This is a genomic window from Agrococcus sp. UYP10, assembly GCF_040547205.1.
GTDB classification, from domain to species: Bacteria; Actinomycetota; Actinomycetes; order Actinomycetales; family Microbacteriaceae; genus Agrococcus; species Agrococcus jenensis.
The window spans coordinates 2,080,790-2,101,198 of the sequence record NZ_JBEPPG010000001.1 but is presented as its reverse complement, the minus strand read 5'-3'; the positions used below and the strand labels follow the sequence as shown (position 1 = coordinate 2,101,198).

17 protein-coding genes are annotated in these 20,409 nt (G+C 73.2%); 8 read left to right on the top strand and 9 right to left on the bottom strand.

The genetic code is table 11. The features are described from left to right. Positions 1-20 precede the first annotated feature (20 nt). Positions 21-3,503, bottom strand: coding sequence for a chromosome segregation protein SMC (smc, locus tag ABIB37_RS10315; protein WP_354260108.1), 3,483 nt, complete (start codon positions 3,501-3,503; stop codon positions 21-23). Between the two features lie 124 nt (positions 3,504-3,627). Between smc and ABIB37_RS10310 the strand changes: the two genes are divergently transcribed. The 4 genes from ABIB37_RS10310 to ABIB37_RS10295 are packed head-to-tail and all read left to right on the top strand — an operon-like array spanning position 3,628 to position 8,306. Further along, a complete protein-coding gene (locus ABIB37_RS10310) occupies positions 3,628-4,704 on the top strand; it encodes a GNAT family N-acetyltransferase (protein WP_354260105.1) in 1,077 nt (358 codons plus the stop codon). Beyond that, positions 4,701-5,786, top strand: coding sequence for a GNAT family N-acetyltransferase (locus ABIB37_RS10305; protein ID WP_354260102.1), 1,086 nt, complete (start codon positions 4,701-4,703; stop codon positions 5,784-5,786). Before ABIB37_RS10310 ends, ABIB37_RS10305 begins: the two co-directional genes overlap by 4 nt. After that, complete coding sequence (locus ABIB37_RS10300) at positions 5,783-6,874, top strand: GNAT family N-acetyltransferase (RefSeq protein WP_354260099.1); 1,092 nt, start codon at positions 5,783-5,785, stop codon at positions 6,872-6,874. The genes ABIB37_RS10305 and ABIB37_RS10300 overlap by 4 nt, the downstream gene beginning before the upstream one ends. 28 nt (positions 6,875-6,902) lie before the next feature. Continuing rightward, the gene (locus ABIB37_RS10295) at positions 6,903-8,306 is read left to right on the top strand and encodes an aldehyde dehydrogenase family protein (RefSeq protein WP_354260097.1); all 1,404 of its coding nucleotides are present in this window, start codon (positions 6,903-6,905) and stop codon (positions 8,304-8,306) included. A gap of 117 nt (positions 8,307-8,423) precedes the next feature. Here the strand turns inward: ABIB37_RS10295 and ABIB37_RS10290 are convergent, their stop codons facing one another. From ABIB37_RS10290 to ABIB37_RS10265, 6 genes are all read right to left on the bottom strand, one after another. Further along, positions 8,424-9,053, bottom strand: coding sequence for a DUF2461 domain-containing protein (locus ABIB37_RS10290; RefSeq protein WP_354260094.1), 630 nt, complete (start codon positions 9,051-9,053; stop codon positions 8,424-8,426). Positions 9,054-9,111: 58 nt separating this feature from the next. Next, on the bottom strand, positions 9,112-9,342 hold the full coding sequence (locus tag ABIB37_RS10285; protein ID WP_354260091.1) for a hypothetical protein: 231 nt from the start codon (positions 9,340-9,342) through the stop codon (positions 9,112-9,114). A 76-nt stretch (positions 9,343-9,418) separates the two neighbouring features. Beyond that, positions 9,419-10,315 (bottom strand): bifunctional DNA-formamidopyrimidine glycosylase/DNA-(apurinic or apyrimidinic site) lyase, encoded by an 897-nt coding sequence (gene mutM, locus ABIB37_RS10280; protein WP_354260088.1) that lies wholly within the window; start codon positions 10,313-10,315, stop codon positions 9,419-9,421. 1 nt (position 10,316) lies between these two features. Further along, complete coding sequence (gene rnc / locus ABIB37_RS10275; protein WP_354260085.1) at positions 10,317-11,009, bottom strand: ribonuclease III; 693 nt, start codon at positions 11,007-11,009, stop codon at positions 10,317-10,319. 10 nt (positions 11,010-11,019) lie between these two features. Beyond that, complete coding sequence (gene rpmF, locus ABIB37_RS10270; protein WP_123698226.1) at positions 11,020-11,223, bottom strand: 50S ribosomal protein L32; 204 nt, start codon at positions 11,221-11,223, stop codon at positions 11,020-11,022. A 3-nt stretch (positions 11,224-11,226) separates the two neighbouring features. Beyond that, positions 11,227-11,787 (bottom strand): YceD family protein, encoded by a 561-nt coding sequence (locus ABIB37_RS10265; protein WP_354260082.1) that lies wholly within the window; start codon positions 11,785-11,787, stop codon positions 11,227-11,229. Positions 11,788-11,978: 191 nt separating this feature from the next. On the opposite strand from ABIB37_RS10265, the gene ABIB37_RS10260 reads away from it, so the two are divergent. After that, on the top strand, positions 11,979-13,484 hold the full coding sequence (locus ABIB37_RS10260) for an HNH endonuclease signature motif containing protein (RefSeq protein ID WP_354260079.1): 1,506 nt from the start codon (positions 11,979-11,981) through the stop codon (positions 13,482-13,484). A gap of 29 nt (positions 13,485-13,513) precedes the next feature. Here the strand turns inward: ABIB37_RS10260 and ABIB37_RS10255 are convergent, their stop codons facing one another. Then, a complete protein-coding gene (locus ABIB37_RS10255) occupies positions 13,514-14,302 on the bottom strand; it encodes a ZIP family metal transporter (protein WP_354260076.1) in 789 nt (262 codons plus the stop codon). 109 nt (positions 14,303-14,411) lie between these two features. Here ABIB37_RS10255 and ABIB37_RS10250 point away from each other — a divergent pair, with 109 nt between their 5' ends. Then, positions 14,412-15,848, top strand: a complete 1,437-nt coding sequence (locus ABIB37_RS10250; RefSeq protein ID WP_354260073.1) for an MFS transporter — start codon at positions 14,412-14,414, stop codon at positions 15,846-15,848. A 12-nt stretch (positions 15,849-15,860) separates the two neighbouring features. Here ABIB37_RS10250 and ABIB37_RS10245 read toward each other — a convergent pair whose 3' ends face one another. Further along, the gene (locus ABIB37_RS10245) at positions 15,861-16,649 is read right to left on the bottom strand and encodes an SDR family NAD(P)-dependent oxidoreductase (protein WP_354260070.1); all 789 of its coding nucleotides are present in this window, start codon (positions 16,647-16,649) and stop codon (positions 15,861-15,863) included. Between the two features lie 141 nt (positions 16,650-16,790). Between ABIB37_RS10245 and ABIB37_RS10240 the strand changes: the two genes are divergently transcribed. Together ABIB37_RS10240 and metX are read left to right on the top strand one after the other, a co-directional pair. Then, positions 16,791-18,110 (top strand): bifunctional o-acetylhomoserine/o-acetylserine sulfhydrylase, encoded by a 1,320-nt coding sequence (locus ABIB37_RS10240; protein WP_354260067.1) that lies wholly within the window; start codon positions 16,791-16,793, stop codon positions 18,108-18,110. A gap of 19 nt (positions 18,111-18,129) precedes the next feature. After that, positions 18,130-19,362 (top strand): homoserine O-acetyltransferase MetX, encoded by a 1,233-nt coding sequence (metX, locus tag ABIB37_RS10235; protein ID WP_354260064.1) that lies wholly within the window; start codon positions 18,130-18,132, stop codon positions 19,360-19,362. Positions 19,363-20,409 lie beyond the last annotated feature (1,047 nt).

Below are 20,409 nucleotides of genomic sequence, written 5' to 3'. Positions count from 1 at the left end.
GCCGTCGCGACCCGCGGGCGCTACGCCTCGACGCGCTCCCGCTCGCGCACCGTGCGCTGACCGACGACCGCCGAGACGCCGTCCTGGCGCATCGAGACGCCGTAGAGGGCATCCGCGATCTCCATCGTGCGCTTCTGGTGCGTGATGATGATGAGCTGGCTCGCCTCACGCAGCTGCTCGAAGACGGTCAGCAGTCGCCCGAGGTTGGCGTCGTCGAGCGCCGCCTCCACCTCGTCCATGATGTAGAACGGGCTCGGCCGGGCCTTGAAGATCGCGACCATGAGAGCGACCGCTGCGAGCGAGCGCTCGCCGCCCGACAGCAGCGAGATGCGGTCGATCTTCTTGCCGGCCGGCCGCACCGTCACCTCGATGCCCGTCTCGAGCATGTTGTCGGGATCGGTGAGCGCGAGCGCGCCGGAGCCGCCCGGGAACAGGATCGGGAAGACCTCGGTGAAGGCCGCCTTCGTGTCCTCGAATGCCGCCGCGAAGATCTGCTCCATCGTCACGTCGAGGTCGGCGATGATCTGCTCGAGGTCCTTGCGGGTCGACGCGAGGTCGGCGAGCTGCTCGGTGAGGAACGTGTGGCGCTGCTCGAGCGCGGCGAACTCCTCGAGCGCGAGCGGGTTGACGCGGCCGAGCCGGGCGAGCTTGCGCTCCGCGTCCTGCAGCCGGGCCTGCTCAGCCTTGCGGTCCCAGCCCTCCTCGGGCGCGTGCTCGGCCACGAGCACCGCCTCCTCGAGGCCCAGCTCGCTCCCGGCGCGCTCGAGCAGGTTCGACAGGTGCAGCCGCTGCTCGTACGCCTCCATCTCGGCGACGTGCACGTGCTCGGTGATCACCTGCAGCCGCTCGCGCAGGCTCGCCTCGTCGCGGCGCAGCCTGCCGAGCTCCTCGTTGCGGTCGCGCCGCGCAGCCTCGCGCTCGGCGAGCACGCCGCGGGCGTCGGCGACCGATCGCTCGGCGACGCCGAGCACCGGCGGGATCGCGGCGAGCACCCGCGCCGCCTGCTCGCGCTGGCGCTCGCGCAGCACGGCGCGGCGCGCGGCCTCCTCGGCCCGCGCCCGCTGCGCCTCGACGTCGCGGGCGAGCGACTCGGCGCGGGCGAGCTCGGCTCGCACGCGCTCGCGCGCCGTCTCGAGCTCGATGCGCAGATCCGTCTCAGCCGTGCGCGCGGCCTCGAGCTCCTGCAGCATCCCGTCGCGCGCGGAGGCGTCGAGCATCGGCCGCGGCTTGGCCTGGAAGCGCTCGAGGGCGAGCTGCGCCGCCTCGACCCCCTCTGCGGCCTCGCGGATGCCCTGCCTCGCCTCGGCGAGCGCGGCCTCCGCCCGCTGGTGCTCATCGGTCGCCGACTCGAGCCGGGCCCGAGCCCGGCTGCGCTGCTCGCCGCGCGCCGCCGACGCCGCGTCGTGCGCGCGGAGCTCCTCGAGCGCCTCCTGCGCGCCGCGCTTGGCCTGCTGGTGCGCCTGGCGCGCGTCCTCGAGCGCACCCGCCTCCCGCTCGATCGCGGTCGAGAGCTCATCGAGCCGCTCGGTCGCCGCGTCTCGCTCGGCGAGCAGCTCGAGCCGCGACTGCGCGTCGTCGCTGCCGCCGCGCAGCAGGTACTCGCTGACGTAGTCGCCGCGCCTCGTGACGATCGTTACCGGCGCGCCGAGCTCGAGCGCGGCGATCGCCGGCCCCGCCTGCCGCGCCGCCTCCAGCGAGTCGACGACGAACGTGAAGGCGAGCACGCCGAGCACGCCGGCCGGCGCATCCACGACCGTCGGCGCGTGCACGGCGCCCTCGACGGGGCGCACGTCGGGCCTCATGGGCGTGGCATCCGCGACGACCGCCTCGACGCGGCCGAGGCCGGCCTCGTGCGCGTGCTCGATGGCCGCCGCGGCGGCCTCGCGCGTGTCGGCGAGCACCGCCTCGCCGAGCGTGCCGAGCGCCGCCGCGATCGCCGCCTCGAAGCCCTTCTTCACCTTGACCCGCTCGGCGACCAGGCCGCGGAGTCCCGGGATGCCCGCGTCGACGAGACCCGCCGACGCGTTCGCGGTCGCGAGCGCCGCGGTGAGGGCCGAGGTGCGGGCGGCGAGCGCATCGCGCTCGCGCTCGACCGCGTGGAGCGCCTCGCGCCGCTCGTCGAGGTCGGCCGAGAGGGCAGCCTGCCGGTCGTCGGCGTCGCGGTAGCGCTGCGCAAGCGACTCCGCGTCGCCGTCGGCCTGCTCGTCGCCGAGGTCGGTGGCGGCGCCCTGCGCGTCGGCGAGCCGCTGCTCGGCGTTCGCGAGTGCGCTCTCGCGTCGCGCGACCTCCGCCTCGCGGGCCGCGAGCGTCGACTGCGCGACCTCGACCTTCGAGCGATGGGCGGCAGCCTCGAGGTCGTGGCGCGAGACGAGCGCGGCCTGCGCGGCGATCTCCTCGTCGAGCGAGTCGAGCCCGGCGCGGGCCAGCGCGGTCGCCGACGCGGCCTTGCCGAGGCGGCCCTCGGCATCCGCCACCCGAGCGCCGAGCGCCGCGGCCTCGTCGCGCGCGGCCTGCACCATGTCGGGCGTGATGAGCGGTGCGGCGTCGCCGACCTCCGGCGCCTCCTCGAGCAGCGCGAGCCGCTGCCCCGCGAGCGCGTGGAGCGACTGCAGGCGCGAGAGCTCGCGCTCGAGCGCGTGCGCGACGGTGCGGGCGCGGTCGACGTCGTCGCCCACCATCGACTCCTCGATGCGGCCGGCACGCAGGCGCGCCTGCTCGAGCTGCTCCTGCAGCACGATCCGCTCCGACTTGCGCTCCGACTCCGAGCGGGCGGCCGACTCCAGCTGCTGGCGCAGCCCGATGACCTCGTCGGCCATGAGCCGTGCGCGAGCGTCGCGGACCGTCGCCTGGATGGTCGCGGCCTCCTTCGCGATCTCGGCCTGCTGGCCGAGCGGCTTCAGCTGGCGGCGGATCTCGCCCGTGAGGTCCTGCAGCCGCGTGAGGTTGGCCTGCATCGCGTCGAGCTTGCGGAGCGTCTTCTCCTTGCGCCGCCGGTGCTTGAGGATGCCCGCGGCCTCCTCGATGTACCCGCGCCGGTCCGCCGGGGTCGCCTGCAGCACGTTGTCGAGCTGGCCCTGGCCGACGATGACGTGCATCTCGCGGCCGAGCCCCGAGTCGCTCAGCAGCTCCTGCACGTCGAGCAGGCGGCAGGACTCGCCGTTGATCGCGTACTCGGAGCCGCCGTTGCGGAAGAGCGTGCGCGAGATCTGCACCTCGGCGTACTCGATCGGCAGCGCCCCGTCGGCGTTGTCGATCGTCAGCTCGACGTGCGCGCGGCCGAGCGGCCCGGTCGTCGCGGTGCCGGCGAAGATGACGTCCTCCATCTTGCCGCCGCGGAGCGTCTTCGCGCCCTGCTCCCCCATCACCCAGGCGAGGGCGTCGACGACGTTCGACTTGCCCGACCCGTTCGGGCCGACGACGCACGTGACGCCCGGCTCGAACTGGAAGGTCGTCGGGCGCGCGAACGACTTGAAGCCCTTGACGGTCAGGCTCTTGAGGTGCATGCGGCTCCCGGGTCGGTGCTGGGAACACCGTAGCCGGGCGATCGCTCGTTGCGCGGACGGCACGCGCGCGGCTACTCTGCAAGGCTGCCCGCCGGCACGGTGCCGGTGCGAGCGGCGGAATCCCATGCAGATCGACATCCGCCCCATGGTGCTGCCGGCGCACCCGGACGAGGACGGCCCGGCGGGCGACGAGTTCCGCCTCGCCCACGCCTACAACGAGCGCAGCAACGCCGAGCGCTACGGCGAGGGCCTCTACGTGAACACCCCGGTCGAGTTCCTCGCCTCGCTGCAGCCGAACGCCGACTACCGGCTCGACCGGCTGCACGCGTGGGACGGCGACCGGCTCGTGGGCATCATCACGCTCTACTCGAACCTGCTCGACTCGACCGACGTCGTCGAGGCGCAGCCCGAGCTCTCGAGCGCGCTGAGCGCCGCCGAGCAGCACGAGCTCGCCGAGGCGCTCACCGAGCGCGCCCACGAGCTGGCGGCTACGGACGGGCGCTCGACGGTCATCATGTCGACCGTCGGTGCCGCGGAGGGCGCGGTCACCGCGACGAGCGGCTTCGGCGGTGCCGACCCCGCGCATCCGGAGGCCGCGCCGCTCGTGCGCCGTGGCTATGCCCTCGAGCAGGTCTACCGGGTGAGCGTGGCCGAGCTCGCCGACCTGCCCGACCTCGACGCGCGGCTCGCCGCGGCGGCGGCCGGTGCGCCGGGGTACGAGCTCGTGCGCTGGATCGGCGGCACGCCGCCCGAGCATCGGCCGGCGATGCGGACCCTCTACGAGCGCATGTCGACGGATGCGCCGATCGGCAACCTCGCGTGGGAGGAGGAGGTGTGGGATGAGGCGCGGCTCGTCGAGTTCGAGCGCACGGTGCAGGCGGGCGGCCGCACGCTGCTCACGGTCGCGGCGCGCGAGCGGTCGACGGGCGAGCTCGGCGGCTTCTCGACGCTCATCCTCCCGCTGAGCGGTGCCACCGCCCGCCAGCACGACACCCTCGTCACGAAGCCGCACCGGGGGCACGGCCTCGGCATGCTCATGAAGCTCGACAACCTCGTGCGGCTCCGCGAGCTGCGACCGGAGCTCGTGCGCGTCGTCACCTGGAATGCCGAGGAGAACCGGCCGATGCTCGCCGTGAACGAGGCATCCGGATTCGCACCGGTCGCCTACGAGGCGCAGTGGCAGTGGAAGGCGGAGCGATGACGATCGAGATCATCGACGTGCCCGTGCCGGCGGCATGGAACGACGACAGCGAGGGCGCCAGGCGGCTGCGGATGCTCGTCGACGTGCGCAACGCGGTGGTCGCCGACGGCTGGGGCGGCGACGAGAGCCACGCCTTCAGCCATCGGGAGGCGTGGGCGCAGTGGCAGAGCCAGGTGGGCGAGAGCGACGACCTCCGCACGGTCGCGCTCCTCGACGGCGTGCCCGCGGGGCGGGGCTACGCCTCGCGCGGCCTGCTCGAGGGGACGACCATCGCCGAGGTCGACGTGATGGTGCTGGCGAGCGCGCGGCGCCGCGGCGTCGGCGCGGCGCTCGCCGACGACCTCATCGCGCGGATGCGGGAGCGCGGCGCGACGACGTTCCAGGCCTGGGTCGACCATCACCCGGAGCCCGGACCGACGATGCCGTCGCCGACTGGCTTCGGCGAGATCCCCGCCAGGAGCGCGCAGGTGGCGCTGCTGCAGCGCTACGGCTTCGAGCTCGAGCAGATCGAGCGGGCGAGCGAGCTGCGCCTCGCGACTGCCGTGCCCGCGCTGGCCGCGCATCGCGCCGATGCCGAGGCGCATGCCGCGCCGCGGTACCGCGTCGAGACCTGGGAGGGGCGAGCACCGGCCGAGCGGGTCGCATCGCTCGCCGCGCTGCACGCACGCATGTCGACGGATGCGCCGTCGGCGGGCGTCGAGCACGAGGCGGAGGGCTGGGACGCGGAGCGGCTCGAGCGCTACGAGACGAGCCAGCTCGACGGCGGGCGCACGCTGCTGCGCGCGGTCGCCGTCGAGGAGTCGACGGGCGAGGTCGTGGCGTTCACGACGCTCGCGGGGCAGGGCGTCGGCGAGCCCTGGTACCAGCACGACACGCTCGTGCACGTCGAGCACCGCGGGCACCGGCTGGGCATGGCGGTGAAGGTCGCCAACCTGCTCGCGCTCGCGGAGCGCGACCCTCGGGGCGTCGTCCGCACCTGGAACGCCGAGGAGAACCGCCCGATGCTGTCGGTGAACGAGGCGCTCGGGTTCGAGACGATCTGCCACGGCGGGGTCTGGCAACGGAAGGAGTCGGCGGCATGACCGGCACGGTGGAGTACCTGGAGCTCGAGGCTCCGGCCGACGACTTCGACGAGCCGGCGCTCTCGCGCATCGCTCGCTACGTCGCGACGGCCAACCGCGTCACCCAGGACTTCTGGGGCGACGACTCGCGCGACACGACGGTCGACGAGATCCTCGCGAGCATGCGCCACCAGGAGGACGAGGTCGTGCGCCGCTTCCTCGTCGTCGAGGACGGCCGCGACGTCGGCCGATCGGTGGCCGCGCTCAACACCGAGGAGGGCTCCTCGGTGGCCTACGTCTCCGCCTGGGTCGTGCCCGACGCGCGCGGGCACGGCCTGGGTCGAGCGATCGCCGAGCACACCGAGCGGATCGCGATCGAGCTCGGCGCGACGACGCTGCAGGCGTGGGCCGACCACCGGGCGCCCGTCGAGGGCGACGCCGCGGTCTCGCCCGTGAGCGGGCACGGCTCGGTGGCCGCGGATGCCGCGGCGCGGCTCGCGGTCGCGATGGGCTACGCGCTCGAGCAGGTCGAGCGCATCTCCGAGCTCGACGTCGAGGCGGCCCGCGGATCGCTCGAGCAGCACCGCGCGGATGCGGCGGCGAAGGCGGGCGACGCCTACGAGGCGCGCTCGTGGTCGGGTCGCACGCCGCCGGAGCTGCGCGACGGCATGGCGGCCCTGCACGCCCGGATGGCGACGGATGTCCCGAGCGCGGGGCTCGACACCGATGACGAGCACTGGGACGCCGCACGGCTCGAGCGCACGGAGCGCGAGCTCGAGGAGGCCGGGCAGTCGATCCTGCAGGCTGCTGCGGTGCATCGCGCGACCGGCGAGGTGGTCGCCTTCACCGTGCTGCTCGTGCCCGCGGAGGGCCGCCCGGCCACGCAGGAGGACACGCTCGTGCACGCCGACCACCGCGGACACCGGCTCGGCATGCTCGTGAAGGCCGAGAACCTGCTGCAGCTGGGCCGACTCCACCCCGACCGCTCGCGCGTCGTCACCTGGAACGCCGAGGAGAACCGCCCGATGCTCGCGGTGAACGAGGCGCTCGGCTTCACGCCGGTCGGCGCCGAGGGCGGCTGGCAGAAGCGCGTCTCCCCCGCCGGTTGAGCACAGCGTGACCTGCCAGCATGAGCGGATGAGCGACATCCGCACCGAAGCCCCGCCCGCCGCATCCGTCGACGGCATCGCCGCCGAGCTGCGGGCCGCGGTCGATGGCGGCGTCACCCGGCCGAGGGTCTACCGCGAGCAGCAGCTCGAGGGGCTGGTGCGCATGCTGCTGCAGCACGCCTCGGAGTGGGAGTCGGCGCTGAAGGCCGACCTCGGCAAGAGCGAGATCGAGGCGCACCTCACCGAGATCGGCTACGTCGTCGCGGAGGCGCGCGCCGCGCGCAGGAGCCTCCGCCGCTGGATGGCCCCGACGCGGGTCGCGGCGCCGCTCGCCCTGCAGCCGGCGACCGCGCGTACCGTCGCCGAGCCGCTCGGTGCGACGCTCATCATCGCGCCGTGGAACTACCCGCTGCACCTCGCGCTCGCGCCGCTCATCGGGGCGATCGCCGCCGGCGACGCCGCCGTGGTGAAGCCGAGCGAGCTCGCGCCCGCCACCTCGCGGCTGCTCGCGCGCCTCGCACCGGAGCACCTCGACCCCCGCTCGGTGCGGGTGGTCGAGGGCGGCGTCGACGAGACGACCGCGCTCCTCGAGCAGCGCTGGGACCTCATCTTCTACACCGGCAACGGCACGGTCGCGCGGGTCGTCGCCGCGGCCGCGGCGAAGCACCTGACGCCGACCGTGCTCGAGCTCGGCGGCAAGAGCCCGGTCTACGTGCACCGCTCGGCCGACATCGCGGCGGCCGCGCGCCGCATCGCGTGGGGCAAGTGGATCAACGCCGGGCAGACCTGCGTCGCGCCCGACCACATCCGCGTCGACCGCGAGGTCACCGACGAGCTTGTCGAGCAGCTGCGCCTCGCGACCGCTGAGCAGCTCGGCGACGCGCGCACCTCACCCGACTTCGCGCGCATCGTCAACGGCCGCCACCTCGAGCGCCTGCGCGGCCTGCTCGGGAGCGGCTCGGTGGTGACCGGCGGCGAGGTCGACGCCGACGCGCGCTACATCGCGCCCACCATCCTCACGGATGTCGCGGAGGATGCGCCGGTGATGCAGGAGGAGATCTTCGGCCCGATCCTGCCCGTGCTGCCCGTCGACGGCGTCGACGGCTTCATCGAGACGATGCGCGGGCGCGACAAGCCGCTCGCGCTCTACGTCTTCGCGCGCGACCGGGATGCGGTGCGGCGCGTCGAGCGCGAGACCTCATCGGGCGGGCTCGGCATCAACATCGCCGTCGCGCACGTCGGCGCGGCGGGGCTGCCGTTCGGTGGCGTCGGCGAGAGCGGCTCCGGCGCGTACCACGGGCGGCACTCGTTCGAGGTCTTCAGCCACCGGAAGGCCGTGCTCTCGAAGCCGACCGCGGTCGACACGCTGCGGGTGATCTACCCGCCGTTCACCGCGCTGCGCGGCCGGATCGCGAGGCGCATCCTCGGCTGACCCACCCGCTGATCGAGTAGCAGCGTGAAGCGCCGCCCCACCCGCTGATCGAGTAGCAGTGCGAAGCACCGCCCAACCCGCTGATCGAGTAGCAGTGCGAAGCACCGCGTATCGAGATCACCGCTTCGGCGCCACATGCTTCGCCGCCCACCCGACGAGCGGCTGCAGGTCCTCCACCGTGTCGAAGAGCGCGTCGAGCAGCGCCGGCCCCGCGTCCGCCGGCTCGACGTGCCGGCGCGCGGTGAGCCACTTGTAGCGCAGCAGCTCGATGCGCGGATGCTGCGGGTCGACGCCGCGCGGCGCCGTCTTCACCGCCTCCCCGCCCGGCTCGTAGCCCGCGCGCTCGAGCTCGGCGACGATCCCCTCGAGCTCCGTGCCCGGCGCGACCGCCTCCACGGCGGCGCGGTAGGCCTTGGTGAGCGTCGCGTCGCCGAAGAAGCCACCGCCGAGCGAGACACCGGTCGCGTCGAGGTTGAGGAACCAGCCGATGCCGGGAGCGCGCTGCGCGAACAGCCCCTGCCGCGTCTTGTACGGCGTCTTGTCGTTGGCGAAGCGCACGTCACGATAGGGCCGGTAGATCTTCACCGTGCTCGCGACCGGCTCGAGCTCCTCGGCGAGCGCCTCGAACGGCGCGCGCACCGCCTCGTCGTAGCGGTGCTTGTTGGCCAGCCACCAGGGCTTCTCGTTGTTCGCCTCCAGCTCGCGGTAGAACGCGAACGCATCGTCACCGAATCCGTCGAATGCCATCCCTCGAGCCTACGACGACCGTCGAACCGCGAAGCGCCACGGTCGGCGGAGCGCGTCCTCAGCGGTGTCCGCGCCTGATCTTGGCGATGCCGCCGACGATGAGGCCGATCCCGACCGGCACGCCGAGGATCGCCACGAGAGGGCTGAGCGCCGAACGCACGCTCATGGGTGCGTCGCTGCCGGTGGACAGCGAGACGGCCCCGACCGCGGCGAAGACGATCAAGCCGATGCCGCTCGCGATGAGGGCACGGCCGGAGGAGCGCGGCGGCTCCCTGCGGTGGTGGCTCACCCCCGCGAGGCTAGCGGCTCCGCCGCCCAAAGATGGATGGGTGTCAGCCGCTCGTCGGAGTGGCTAGCGCCGACGCTCAGACGGCGATGCCGCGCGGCCGCCGCTGGCACCGCGGGCAGCGCGTCGACGAGCGGTTCGCCCACGGCTCTCGCACCATCGTCGAGCCGCAGCGCGGGCACGGCAGGCCTCCGCGCCCGTAGGCGTTGAGGCTGTGCGCGAAGTACCCGGCCTGGCCGTTGACGTTCACGTACTGCGCGTCGAAGGAAGTGCCGCCCTCAGCGAGCGCGAGGTCGAGCACGTCCCGCACGTCGGCGAGCAGCGCGAGCGCCCGCGCTTGGGTGATGCGCTCCCCCGGCGTCGCGTAGTGCAGCCGGCTGCGCCAGAGCGCCTCGTCGGCGTAGATGTTGCCGATGCCCGAGACGAGCGTCTGGTCGAGCAGCGCCGCCTTGACGCCCTGACGGCGCATCCGCAGGCGTCGGGCGACGGCGGATGCGTCGAACGCCGGGTCGATCGGATCGAGCGCGATGTGCGCAGCCTGATCGGGCACACCGTCGACGGTGGGCCGCACGGCGAGGCCACCGAACAGGCGCTGGTCGGCGAACCGCACCTCGACGGGGCCGTGCCCAGAAGGATGCAACCCGGGCTGGTCGAGCAGCAGCCGGATGCGCGTGTGCCGATCGGCGGCAGCGCCCGGCTCGCGCACGAGCATCTGGCCGGACATGCCGAGGTGGGCCAGCAGCGCCTCCGGTCCGCGCTCACCGATCTCGCCGTCGAGCGGCACCCACAGGAACTTGCCCCGGCGGGCGGGCACGCCGAGCGTGCGTCCGACGAGGGTCGCCTCGAAGTCCTCGGGTCCCCCGGTGTGGCGCGAGAGCGAGCGCACGTCGAGCACCTCGACGCCCTCGATGCGAGCGCCGGTGACAGCGGGCGCGAGGCCGGCGCGGACCACCTCGACCTCGGGCAGCTCCGGCACGTCAGGACCGCGCGGGGTCCGAGGCGGTGAGCCGGCCGTGCGCAGCGAGCGCGGCGGCCATCTCGGCGACCTTCTTGCTCGTGCCCGAGCCGGTCGCCACAGCCTCGCCGTCGATCCGCACGGTCGCGGTGAAGGTGCGCGCGTGGTCGGGACCGGTGGCATCCACCTCGTAGACGGGGGCGCCGACGCCCTGGGCGGCAGCGACCTCCTGCAGCGCGGTCTTCGGGTCGAGCGCGGCGCCGGTGCGGCCAGGGTCGTCGAGCAGGGGGCCGACGAGCCGCAGCACGAGCGCGGCGGATGCGGCGTGACCGGCGCTGAGGAACGCGGCTCCGAAGATCGCCTCGACGGTGTCGGCGAGGATCGACGGCTTGTCGGCGCCGCCGGATGCGGCCTCGCCCTTGCCGAGGAGGATGTGCTCGCCGAGCCCGATGCTGCGCGCGACCTCCGCGAGCGCGACCGACGAGACCACGCCGGCGCGCCGCTTCGCCAGCTCACCCTCGGTGGCGTCGGGGAAGCGGCGGTAGAGCTCGATCGTGATCGCCTGGCCGAGGATCGAGTCGCCGAGGAACTCGAGGCGCTCGTTGTGCGGCGTCCCGCCGTGCTCGTACGCCCACGACCGATGCGTGAGCGCCAACGACAGCAGCCCGGGGTCGATGTCGACCCCGAGCTGCTCGAGCAGTCGGTGCTCCGTCACAGGACGGAGATCAGACGTCAGCGACCTTGCGGCCCTTGTACTCCATGTACAGCGGGGTGCCGGCCGAGTCCTCGACGACCTTCGCGCGGTGCGGGAGGCTGTAGACGGTCTTGCCGCCCTCGATGGTCTTCACGAGCTTGGGCACGACGGCCTTCCACTGCGAACGACGCGCACGCGTGTTGGACCGCGACATCTTCCTCTTGGGAACAGCCATTGCTCACTCCTTCTTCGGCGCCTGGGCGCCATCTTCCGACTTGTCGTCGGTCACGTCTTCGGTGAAACCCTGGAGCGCTGCCCATCGAGGATCGATGGTCTCCTTCGGCACGTATTCCGTACCAGGCTCGAGCCGTTCCCCTGTCTCCGGGTCGAGCCCAGAGCAGTCCGGTCGATCGACCGGTTGGAACGGCAGCGCCAGCACGACCGCGTCCCGGACCACCGGAAGCAGGTCGACAGTTTCGTCGACCACGAGGTAGTCGGTTTCCGACGCACCAGCATACGCGAACAGCTCGAGGAAGTCGACTTCGACATCCAGGTCGAACTCCACGAGGCAGCGCGAGCACGTGGCGAGCGCGGTGACGAAGGCCTCGCCCGTGACGAGGATGCCCTCGTGGACGCTCTCGAGCCGGGCGTCGAGCTCGACGGGCTGGTCGGGCAGCACGGTCGCGAGACCCTCGCCGACCTTCTCGCCGAAGGGAGCGGTCTCCTCGACCTCGCGCATCCGACCCGGCTTCTGCACGATGTCGCGCACAGACAGCGTGAAGGGGTGGGGGGTGGCCATGCCTCCAGTCTAGGCGACCGCTCCGGCCGGTCGAGCCGGTCCGTGCGCGCAGTGCCCTGGCCGAGTCGAGACCACCCCTGCTGTCGGTCGAGCCGGTCCGGTTGTGCGGCGCCCTGACCGAGTCGAGACCATCCGACCCCCGTTCTCCACAGCCCCCATTCCATGTCAGTGGCCCGTGGTGTACTGCGCTCATGGACGACTGGGGGATCGACGGCGAGGGCTACATCGCCGCGATCCGGGCGGGCGCGATCGATCCCTTCGGCCGTACCGCCGACGAGCTGCAGGCGGAGCTCGACGCACACGACGAGGAGTGGGCGGAGCGGCTGATCGCGATGACCCCGGCGGAGCTCGACGCGGTGGTCGAGGGGCGCATGGAGGTGCCGCAGCTGCCGCGGCCGGCGGAGTCGGAGCCGATGCGGCGGCTGCGGCTGGAGGAGCAGTTCGCGGGCCGGGTGAAGGCGCTCGAGGCGCAGCGGGCGAGGCTGGAGGCGGAGGAGCGGGAGATGCTCGCCGCCCGCCTCGACCGGGTGCGGGCCGACGGCGGCGAGGTCTCGACGGGGCTGCGGGAGGCGGCGTCGATCCTCGCGGTCGAGCTGCGCCAGTCGGATCGCGGCATCGAGCAGCGCATGTCGGCCGCGTGGACGATCGTGCACGAGCTGCCGCTCGCGCACGCCGCCCACAAGGCGGGCCGGATCTCCGGCGGCCACCTGCGGGTGATCGAGCAGGAGACCCGCGCGGTCCGGGTCGACGACGGCGTCGATCAGGAGCAGGCGGCCCGGGTGGAGGCGGAGCTCGTGGCGATCGCCGAGGACACCAGCCCGTCGCGGCTGCGGTCGCGGGCGAAGCTCGTCGTCAACCGGGTCCTGACCGCGCCGCTGCAGCAGCGCCACGACGATGCTCGGGAGCAGCGCGAGGTGCACCTGGTCGACGCGTCGAACGGCATGGTCTTCCTCGGCGGGTACTTCCCCGCGCTCCCGGGCACTGCCGCGTTCAACCGACTCACCGATGCGGCGAGGCGGAAGCCGAAGGACGACCCCCGTACCTTCGACCAGTTCCGCGCCGATGCGTTCCTCGAGCTGCTCCTCTCCGGCGTCTCCCCCGAGGACCTCCACGAGGTCAGCGCCATCACGGCCACCGTCACGGTGACGGTCCCCGCGACCGAGCTGCTGGGCGACCCCGACGACCCCGACGTGCCGCAGCTGCGGTTCCCGGCCCTGCTCGACGGGAGGATCCTCGTCGACTCCGCCACCATCCGGTCGCTCGCGGCCGAGACGGTCACGTGGGAGCGCCTCTTCCTCCACCCCGTCACCGGCATGCCGGTCACCGTCGACACCTACACGCCGAACCGGGCGCAGCGGCGGGCGCTGCGCGCCCGTGACGGGCACTGCCGGTGGCCCGGCTGCTCGAACCCCGTCCACCGCGCCGACCTCGACCACACCCAGGACTGGGCGAAGGGCGGGACGACCACGATCGGCAACCTCGCCCACCTCTGCCGCCGCCACCACGTCATGAAGCACTCGACCCGGTGGACGGTGAGACAGCTGCCCGGCGGCGTGCTCGAGTGGACCTCACCCCTCGGCCGCATCATCCGCGACGAGCCCGAACCCCAAGGACCGGTGTTCGTCGAGCGCGACCCCATCTGGGGACTCCCCGTCACCGCCGCCACCGGACCGCCCGGCGACCCGCCACCCTTCTGAGCCGACTTCGACCAGGCAAGCCGTCGCTGTCAGGCGAGCGACAGCACGAACGACAGCACGAACCCCGCCGCCGTGCTCATCGCCACGGCGGGGCCACCGTGCTCGTAGGCCTCGGGCATGAGCGTGTCGGCGAGCGAGGCGATCACGGCACCGGCCGCGAAGGCGAGCGGCAGCGAGATCGACTCCGGGTCGACCGACGCGAGCGGCCCGGCACCCAGGACCACCGCGCCGACGAGCAGCACCGCGCACGCCGTCCAGAGCCCGAGGATCTTGGCTCGCGCCATCCCCTGCGTCCGCATGGAGGATGCCCCGACGAGCGCCTCGGGCAGGTTCGAGACGAAGATCGCCGCGAGCAGCGCGAGGCCGCCGGAGCCCTCCCCCAGCGAGACGCCGAGCGCCACGTTCTCGGGCACGCCGTCGAGCGTCACGGCAGCCAGCAGCGCGAGCCCCGCCGCACCGCGGGTCGTCGCCTTCGTCGCGCTGCGATCGGAGGCCGCCGCATCCGTGTCGAGCTTCGCGCTGCCCTCGACCTCGTCCGCGGGCTTGCCCTTCCCCGGCTGCGCAGCTCGGTCCAGCAGCGCGCTGAGCCCGGTGAAGACGGCGGCGCCCACGAACAGGCCGACGGCGGCACGCCAGATGCCACCCATCTCGTAGGCGTCCTCGAACAGCTCGAAGGCGAGGGCGGTGATGAGCGCGCCGGCGGCGAACGAGAGCAGGATCGCGAGCAGCCGCTTGGGCAGATCGAAGCGGACCCCGACGAGCGCGCCGATGATGAGCGCGCTGGAGGCGACGATGCCGAAGATGAGCGACTCCCCCATGCGGGAAGCGTACGTCCGGGAGCCGTGTCGTGGGGGACAGATCTCCGCCACGCCTTCGCGTTCGCGCCGGCTGCGCGCCGGGCCGCGAGCGCGATGCCATGATGCACTCGTGCCAACGACGCGCGCCGTCCCCCTCGCCCTCATCGGCTGGCTCGTGTGCGTCGAGCTCACGAGCGGCGTGCTGCAGGGCTGGTACGTCACCCTCACGCCCGACATCGCGCGGCACCTGTCGGTCACCGACGCCGACGTCAACTGGTTCGAGGCCGGGCAGCTGCTGCTGTCTGCGCTCATGGTGCCGGTGCTCGCGAAGCTCGGCGACATGCACGGCCACAAGCGGATGCTGCTCGTCGCCACCGCGCTCACCGCCGGCGCGAGCTGGTGGATGGCGTTCGCGGGCGACTTCTGGAGCTACCTCATCGCCTTCTCGCTGCAGGGCGCCTACGCCGTCTGGCTGCCGCTCGAGGTCGCGCTCATCTTCGATCGCGGTCGTCGCACGGGTGCCGCGCCCTCCACCACCCGGCGTGCGGCGGGACTGCTCGTCATCGCGCTCGAGGCGGGCGCGATCCTCGGCGCGCTCGGGTCCGCGATCGCTCTCGGCGCGTTCGGCGAGGCGATGGCGCCGACGCTCATGGTGCCGGCCGCGATGGTGACGCTCACCTTCTTCGCGATCCTGTGGGGCGTGCCCGAGTCGGAGCCGCTCCCCGGCCGCAGCCTCGACGCCGGAGGCTTCGTGCTGCTCGCGCTCTCGCTGCTCACGATCACCTCGGGGCTCACCTTCCTCAAGATCGGCGGTGCGGATGCGTGGTGGGGCTGGGCGGTGATGCTCATCGGCGTCGGGCTGCTGCTCCCCTTCGGCCGCTGGGTGCTCGGCAAGGACGACCCCGCGATCGACCTGCGCGTCATGCGCCGCCCCGAGATGTGGCCCGTGCAGCTCACGGCCGGCCTCGTCGGCGTCAGCCTGCTCGGCGCGCAGACGCCGCTCGCCACCTACGCCGGCACCGACCCGTCGCTCGGCTACGGACTCGGCCTCGATGCGTCAGGGCGCTCGATCCTCATCGGCGTCTACCTGCTGTCGCTCATCGTCGGCGCCGCCGCGCTGGCCGTGCTGTCGACGCGCATCCGCCCCCGACTGCTGCTCATCGTCGCGGCGACCCTGGTGGGGATCGGCTACCTGCTGCTCGTGCCGTTCCACCTCGAGACCTGGCAGGTCTTCGCGTGCATGGCGATCGCGGGCATCGGCTCCGGCGCCCTCGTCGGTGCACTCCCGGCGGCTGCCGCGGCCGCCGCACCGCGCGGGCAGACCGGCGTCGCCACCGCCATGACGAACACGACGAAGACGATCGGCGGATCCTTCGCGTCGTCGATCTTCGCGATCGTGCTCGCGGTCGGCGCGATCGGCACCGCTGCGAGCATCGGCGGCTACATCGTCGTCTGGATCGTCTGCGGCGTCACCGCGCTCGTCGCCGCCGTCGGGCTCGTGGCGGTACCGCGGCTCGCGTTCGCCGACCCCGAGCCGGCGCCCGACGCGGCAGCCACGACGCGCTGAGGCCGATCCCGGCTACCCCTTCGCGACGAGCGGCCCGCGGTGCACCATCCACGGGTGCGTCTGCGCGACGGGCTTGATGATCGTCTCGTCGATCGAGACGTGTCCCGGCAGCGCGAGGATGTCGGTCATCACCTGCGCGACGTCGTCGGCCGAGAGCGGGTCCTGCACGTCCTTGTAGACGGCATCCGCCTTCTCCTTGTCGCCCTCGAAGCGCACGAGCGAGAACTCCTCGGTCCAGACCATGCCGGGCGCGACCTCCATCACGCGGATCGGCTCGCCGTGCAGCTCGAGCCGCAGCACGTCGACGAGCTGCTTCTCGGCCGACTTCGCCGCGTTGTAGCCCGACCCGCCCGAGTAGGCGACGGTCGCGGCGATCGAGGTGACGACCATGATCTCGGCGTAGCCGCCCGGCGCATCCTCCGTCGCACGGGTCGACGCCCGCAGCAGCGGCAGCACCGCGTCGATGACGCGCTTCGCGGCGATGACGTTCGACTCGAACATCCAGCGCCAGTCCTCGATCGTCGTCTCTGCGAGGGGCGCGGCACCCTTCGCGCCGCCGGCGACCTGCACGAGGCTCGTCGGGCGGAACGCCACCGCCGCCTCGGCGAGCCGGGCGATGTCGCCCTCGTCGGTGAGGTCGGCCGCGAGCACCTCGCAGCCGATGTCGGCGGCGAGCGCCTCGAGCCGCTCCTCGCGGCGGGCGACCGCCAGCACCCGCCAACCGCGCGCGACGGCCTGCCGCGCGACCGCCTCCCCGATGCCGCTCGACGCACCCGTGACGATGATCCGCTTCTCGCTCATGCCGCAATGCAAGCACCGGATGCGCCGCGAGCGCCAATCGCGTCGTGTTACGCCGTGCGTCGGGCCGGACTGGCCACCGGCGCGCATCCGCTCCACCCTGGGGCGAGCACGTCGATCAGCCGACAGCCGAGGAGGCGCACCATGAGCGACTGGAAGTTCGAGACCCTGCAGGTCCACGCGGGCGCGCAGCCCGACCCCACGACGAAGGCGCGCATCACGCCCGTCTACCGCACGACCTCGTACGTGTTCGACAACGCCGACCACGCCGCCCGACTGTTCGGGCTCGCGGAGTTCGGCAACATCTACTCGCGCATCATGAACCCCACGAACGACGTCGTCGAGCAGCGGCTCGCGGCCCTCGAGGGAGGCGCAGCGGCGCTCCTCCTCTCGTCCGGACAGGCGGCGACCACCTACGCGATCCTCAACATCGCGAGCGCCGGCGACCACATCGTCTCGTCGTCGTCGATCTACGGGGGCACGTACAACCTCTTCAACTTCACGCTGAAGCGCCTCGGCGTCGACGTCACCTTCGTGGAGGACCAGGACGACCTCGACGAGTGGCGCCGCGCGATCCGCCCGAACACGAAGCTGCTGTTCGCCGAGACGATCGGCAACCCGCGCATCAACCTGCTCGACATCGCCGGCGTCTCCGGCGTCGCGCACGACGCGGGCGTCCCGCTCGTCGTCGACAACACGATCGCGACGCCGTACCTCATCCGCCCGCTCGAGCACGGCGCCGACATCGTCGTGCACTCGGCGACGAAGTTCCTCGGCGGCCACGGCTCGGTCGTCGCCGGCGCGATCGTCGACGGCGGCCGATTCGCGTGGTCGCAGTCCGACAAGTTCCCGGGCCTCACGGAGCCCGACGAGTCGTACCACGGCGTCACCTTCGCCGAGGCGCTCGGCGACCAGATCGCCTACATCATCAAGGCGCGCGTCACGCTGCTCCGCGACGTCGGCGCCTCGTCCTCCCCCGACACCGCCTGGCAGCTCCTGCAGGGCATCGAGACGCTCTCGCTGCGCCTCGACCGCCACGTCGAGAACGCGACCGCGGTCGCGCGGTTCCTGGAGTCGCACCCGCAGGTCGCGGGCGTGCACTACGCCGGCCTGCCCTCGAGCCCCTGGCACGAGCGCGGCAAGCAGATCGCCCCGCGCGGCACCGGCGCGGTGCTCTCGTTCGAGCTCGTCGGCGGCGTCGAGGCGGGCAAGGCGCTCGTCGAGTCGCTGTCGCTCTTCAGCCACCTCGCCAACATCGGCGACGTGCGCTCGCTCGTCATCCACCCGGCATCGACGACGCATGCGCAGCTCACCCCCGAGCAGCAGCTGACCGCGGGCGTCACGCCCGGGCTGGTGCGGCTCTCGGTCGGCATCGAGCACGTCGACGATCTCATCGCCGACCTCGGCACCGGGCTCGAGGCGGCGGCCGCGAAGGCCGCCGCGCTCGAGGCCGCCGCGGTCTGAGCCGAGACGGCGGGCATCCGTGGACTGGCAGCTGAGCGACGACGTCCAGCCTGCCTCCAGGGTGCCCGCCGCGCGGCTCGTCGACGCGCTGCCGTTCGGCGACCCGACGACGACCGGCCACTCCCGGCCCGTGCCCGTCACCGGCGCCTGGCGCCCCGGCGACGACCCGGGCGAGCGACGCTTCGCGCGCATCGGCGACATCGACGTCGAAGCGGGCGGCATGATCTCGGATGCCGTGCTCGCGTACGAGACGTGGGGCCGCCTGAACGACGCGCGCGACAACGCCGTGCTCGTCGCTCACGCGCTCACCGGCGACAGCCACGTGCGGGGCGACGCGGGCCCCGGGCATCCGACCGCCGGCTGGTGGGGCGACGTCGTCGGGCCGGGGCTGCCCGTCGACACCGACCGGTTCTTCGTCGTCGCACCCAACATGCTCGGCGGCTGCCAGGGCTCGACCGGTCCCGCGTCGCTCGCCACCGACGGCGTCGAGTGGGGCTCCCGCTTCCCCCGCGTCACCGTGCGCGACCAGGTCGAGGCGCAGCGCCGGCTCGCCGACCGGCTCGGCATCGAGCGCTGGAACGCCGTGGTCGGCGGCTCGATGGGCGGCATGCACGCGCTCGAGTGGGCCATCACGCATCCCGAGCGGGTCGGCGCCGCCGCCCTGCTCGCCTCGAACGCCGCCACGACCGCCGACCAGATCGCGGCGAACTCGCTGCAGATCGAGGCCGTCACGACCGACCCCGGCTGGCTCGGCGGCGACTTCTACGACCTCCCCGGCCACGCGGGCCCGGCTCGCGGGCTCGCGCTCGCCCGTCGGATGGCCATGCTCGGCTACCGCTCCCCGCACGAGCTGAACGAGCGGTTCCGCCGCGAGTGGCAGTCGAGCGTCGACCCGCTCGCGGGCGGCCGGTTCCAGGTCGAGTCGTACCTCGACGTGCACGGGAACCGCTTCACCCGCAGGTTCGACGCCGGCTCCTACGTGCGGCTCGTCGACGCCATGTCGACCCATGACGTCGGCCGCGGGCGCGGCGGCGTCGAGGCGGCGCTGGAGCGCGTCACCTCACCGACGCTCGTCGTCGGCATCTCGAGCGACCGGCTCTTCCCCGTCGCCGACCAGCAGCGGCTCGCCGCCGGGCTGCCGACCAGCGTGTCGGGCGCCGAGCCCGTCGTGCTCGAGAGCGGCTTCGGCCATGACGGGTTCCTCATCGAGACCGGCCGCGTTGGCGACCTGCTCGCGCCGCTCCTCGCCTGAGACCGCGAACGGTCCGCGCCGTCCGGCACGCAGCAGCATCACGACCGATCCGACCAGGATCGCGACGTGCAGCAGGTTGCGGACCGTCAGCAGCAGCACCGCGCCGGGGTCGCCGACGACGAGCCAGTCGTAGCTCCACGGGAACTGCACCTGCGTCGCGACCGACACCGCCAGGATCGCGCCGACGCCGATCCAGTGGCGGCGCGCGCCGAGCTCCGCGAGCAGCAGCGCGGGCACCGTCAGCCACAGCACGAACTGCGGCGATCCGACCTTGTTCGTGACGATCATCGCGGCGACGAGCGCGACCGCGAGCCAGACGATCGCCTCGCGACCGTGCGAGCGGCGCACCGCGAGCACGCCGAGCGCGCACAGCACGACGACGGCGCCCACGAGCAGCGGCGTCGCGAGCGCCGCGACCATCCCGACGCCGTCGCTGTCGACCTGGTAGGTCCAGATGTCGCGGTCGAAGTAGACGTAGGCGTCGTCGCCCGTCGTGAGCCACATGTAGGGCGTCGCGGCGACCGCCTCGATCTGCAGCCCCCGGTCCTCCTGCTGCGTGAGGAACGACAGCGCGTGTCCGGAGCCGAGCAGCGCGGCGACGGCGAGCACGGCGGCCGAGACGATCGCGCCCGCGGCGAGCACCCGCAGGCGCTCGCGCCGCGCGATGAGCAGCGCGAGGTAGAGCACGCCGGGCCACACCTTCATCCACGCCGCGACGGTGAAGGCGGCCGCGGCCAGCCCCGGCCGCCCGCCGCGCAGCACCGCGACGCCGATGATCGAGATCGCGACCGCGACGGTGTCGATGCGCGCGATCGCGACCGGCCCGAGCGCGAGCTGCAGCGCCAGCCACGTGCACGCGAGCACGGGCCCGCGCGGCACGCGCAGCAGCATGTGGAACGCGACTGCGTCGAGCGCCGTCACGAGCAGCACCCAGACGAGCGGCAGCGCATCCGTGCCGAGCACGTTCGAGACCAGGATGGGCGCCCACGCGAGCAGCGGGTACACCCACTCCACGTCGATGCCGAGCCACTCCCCCGCCTCGCCCTG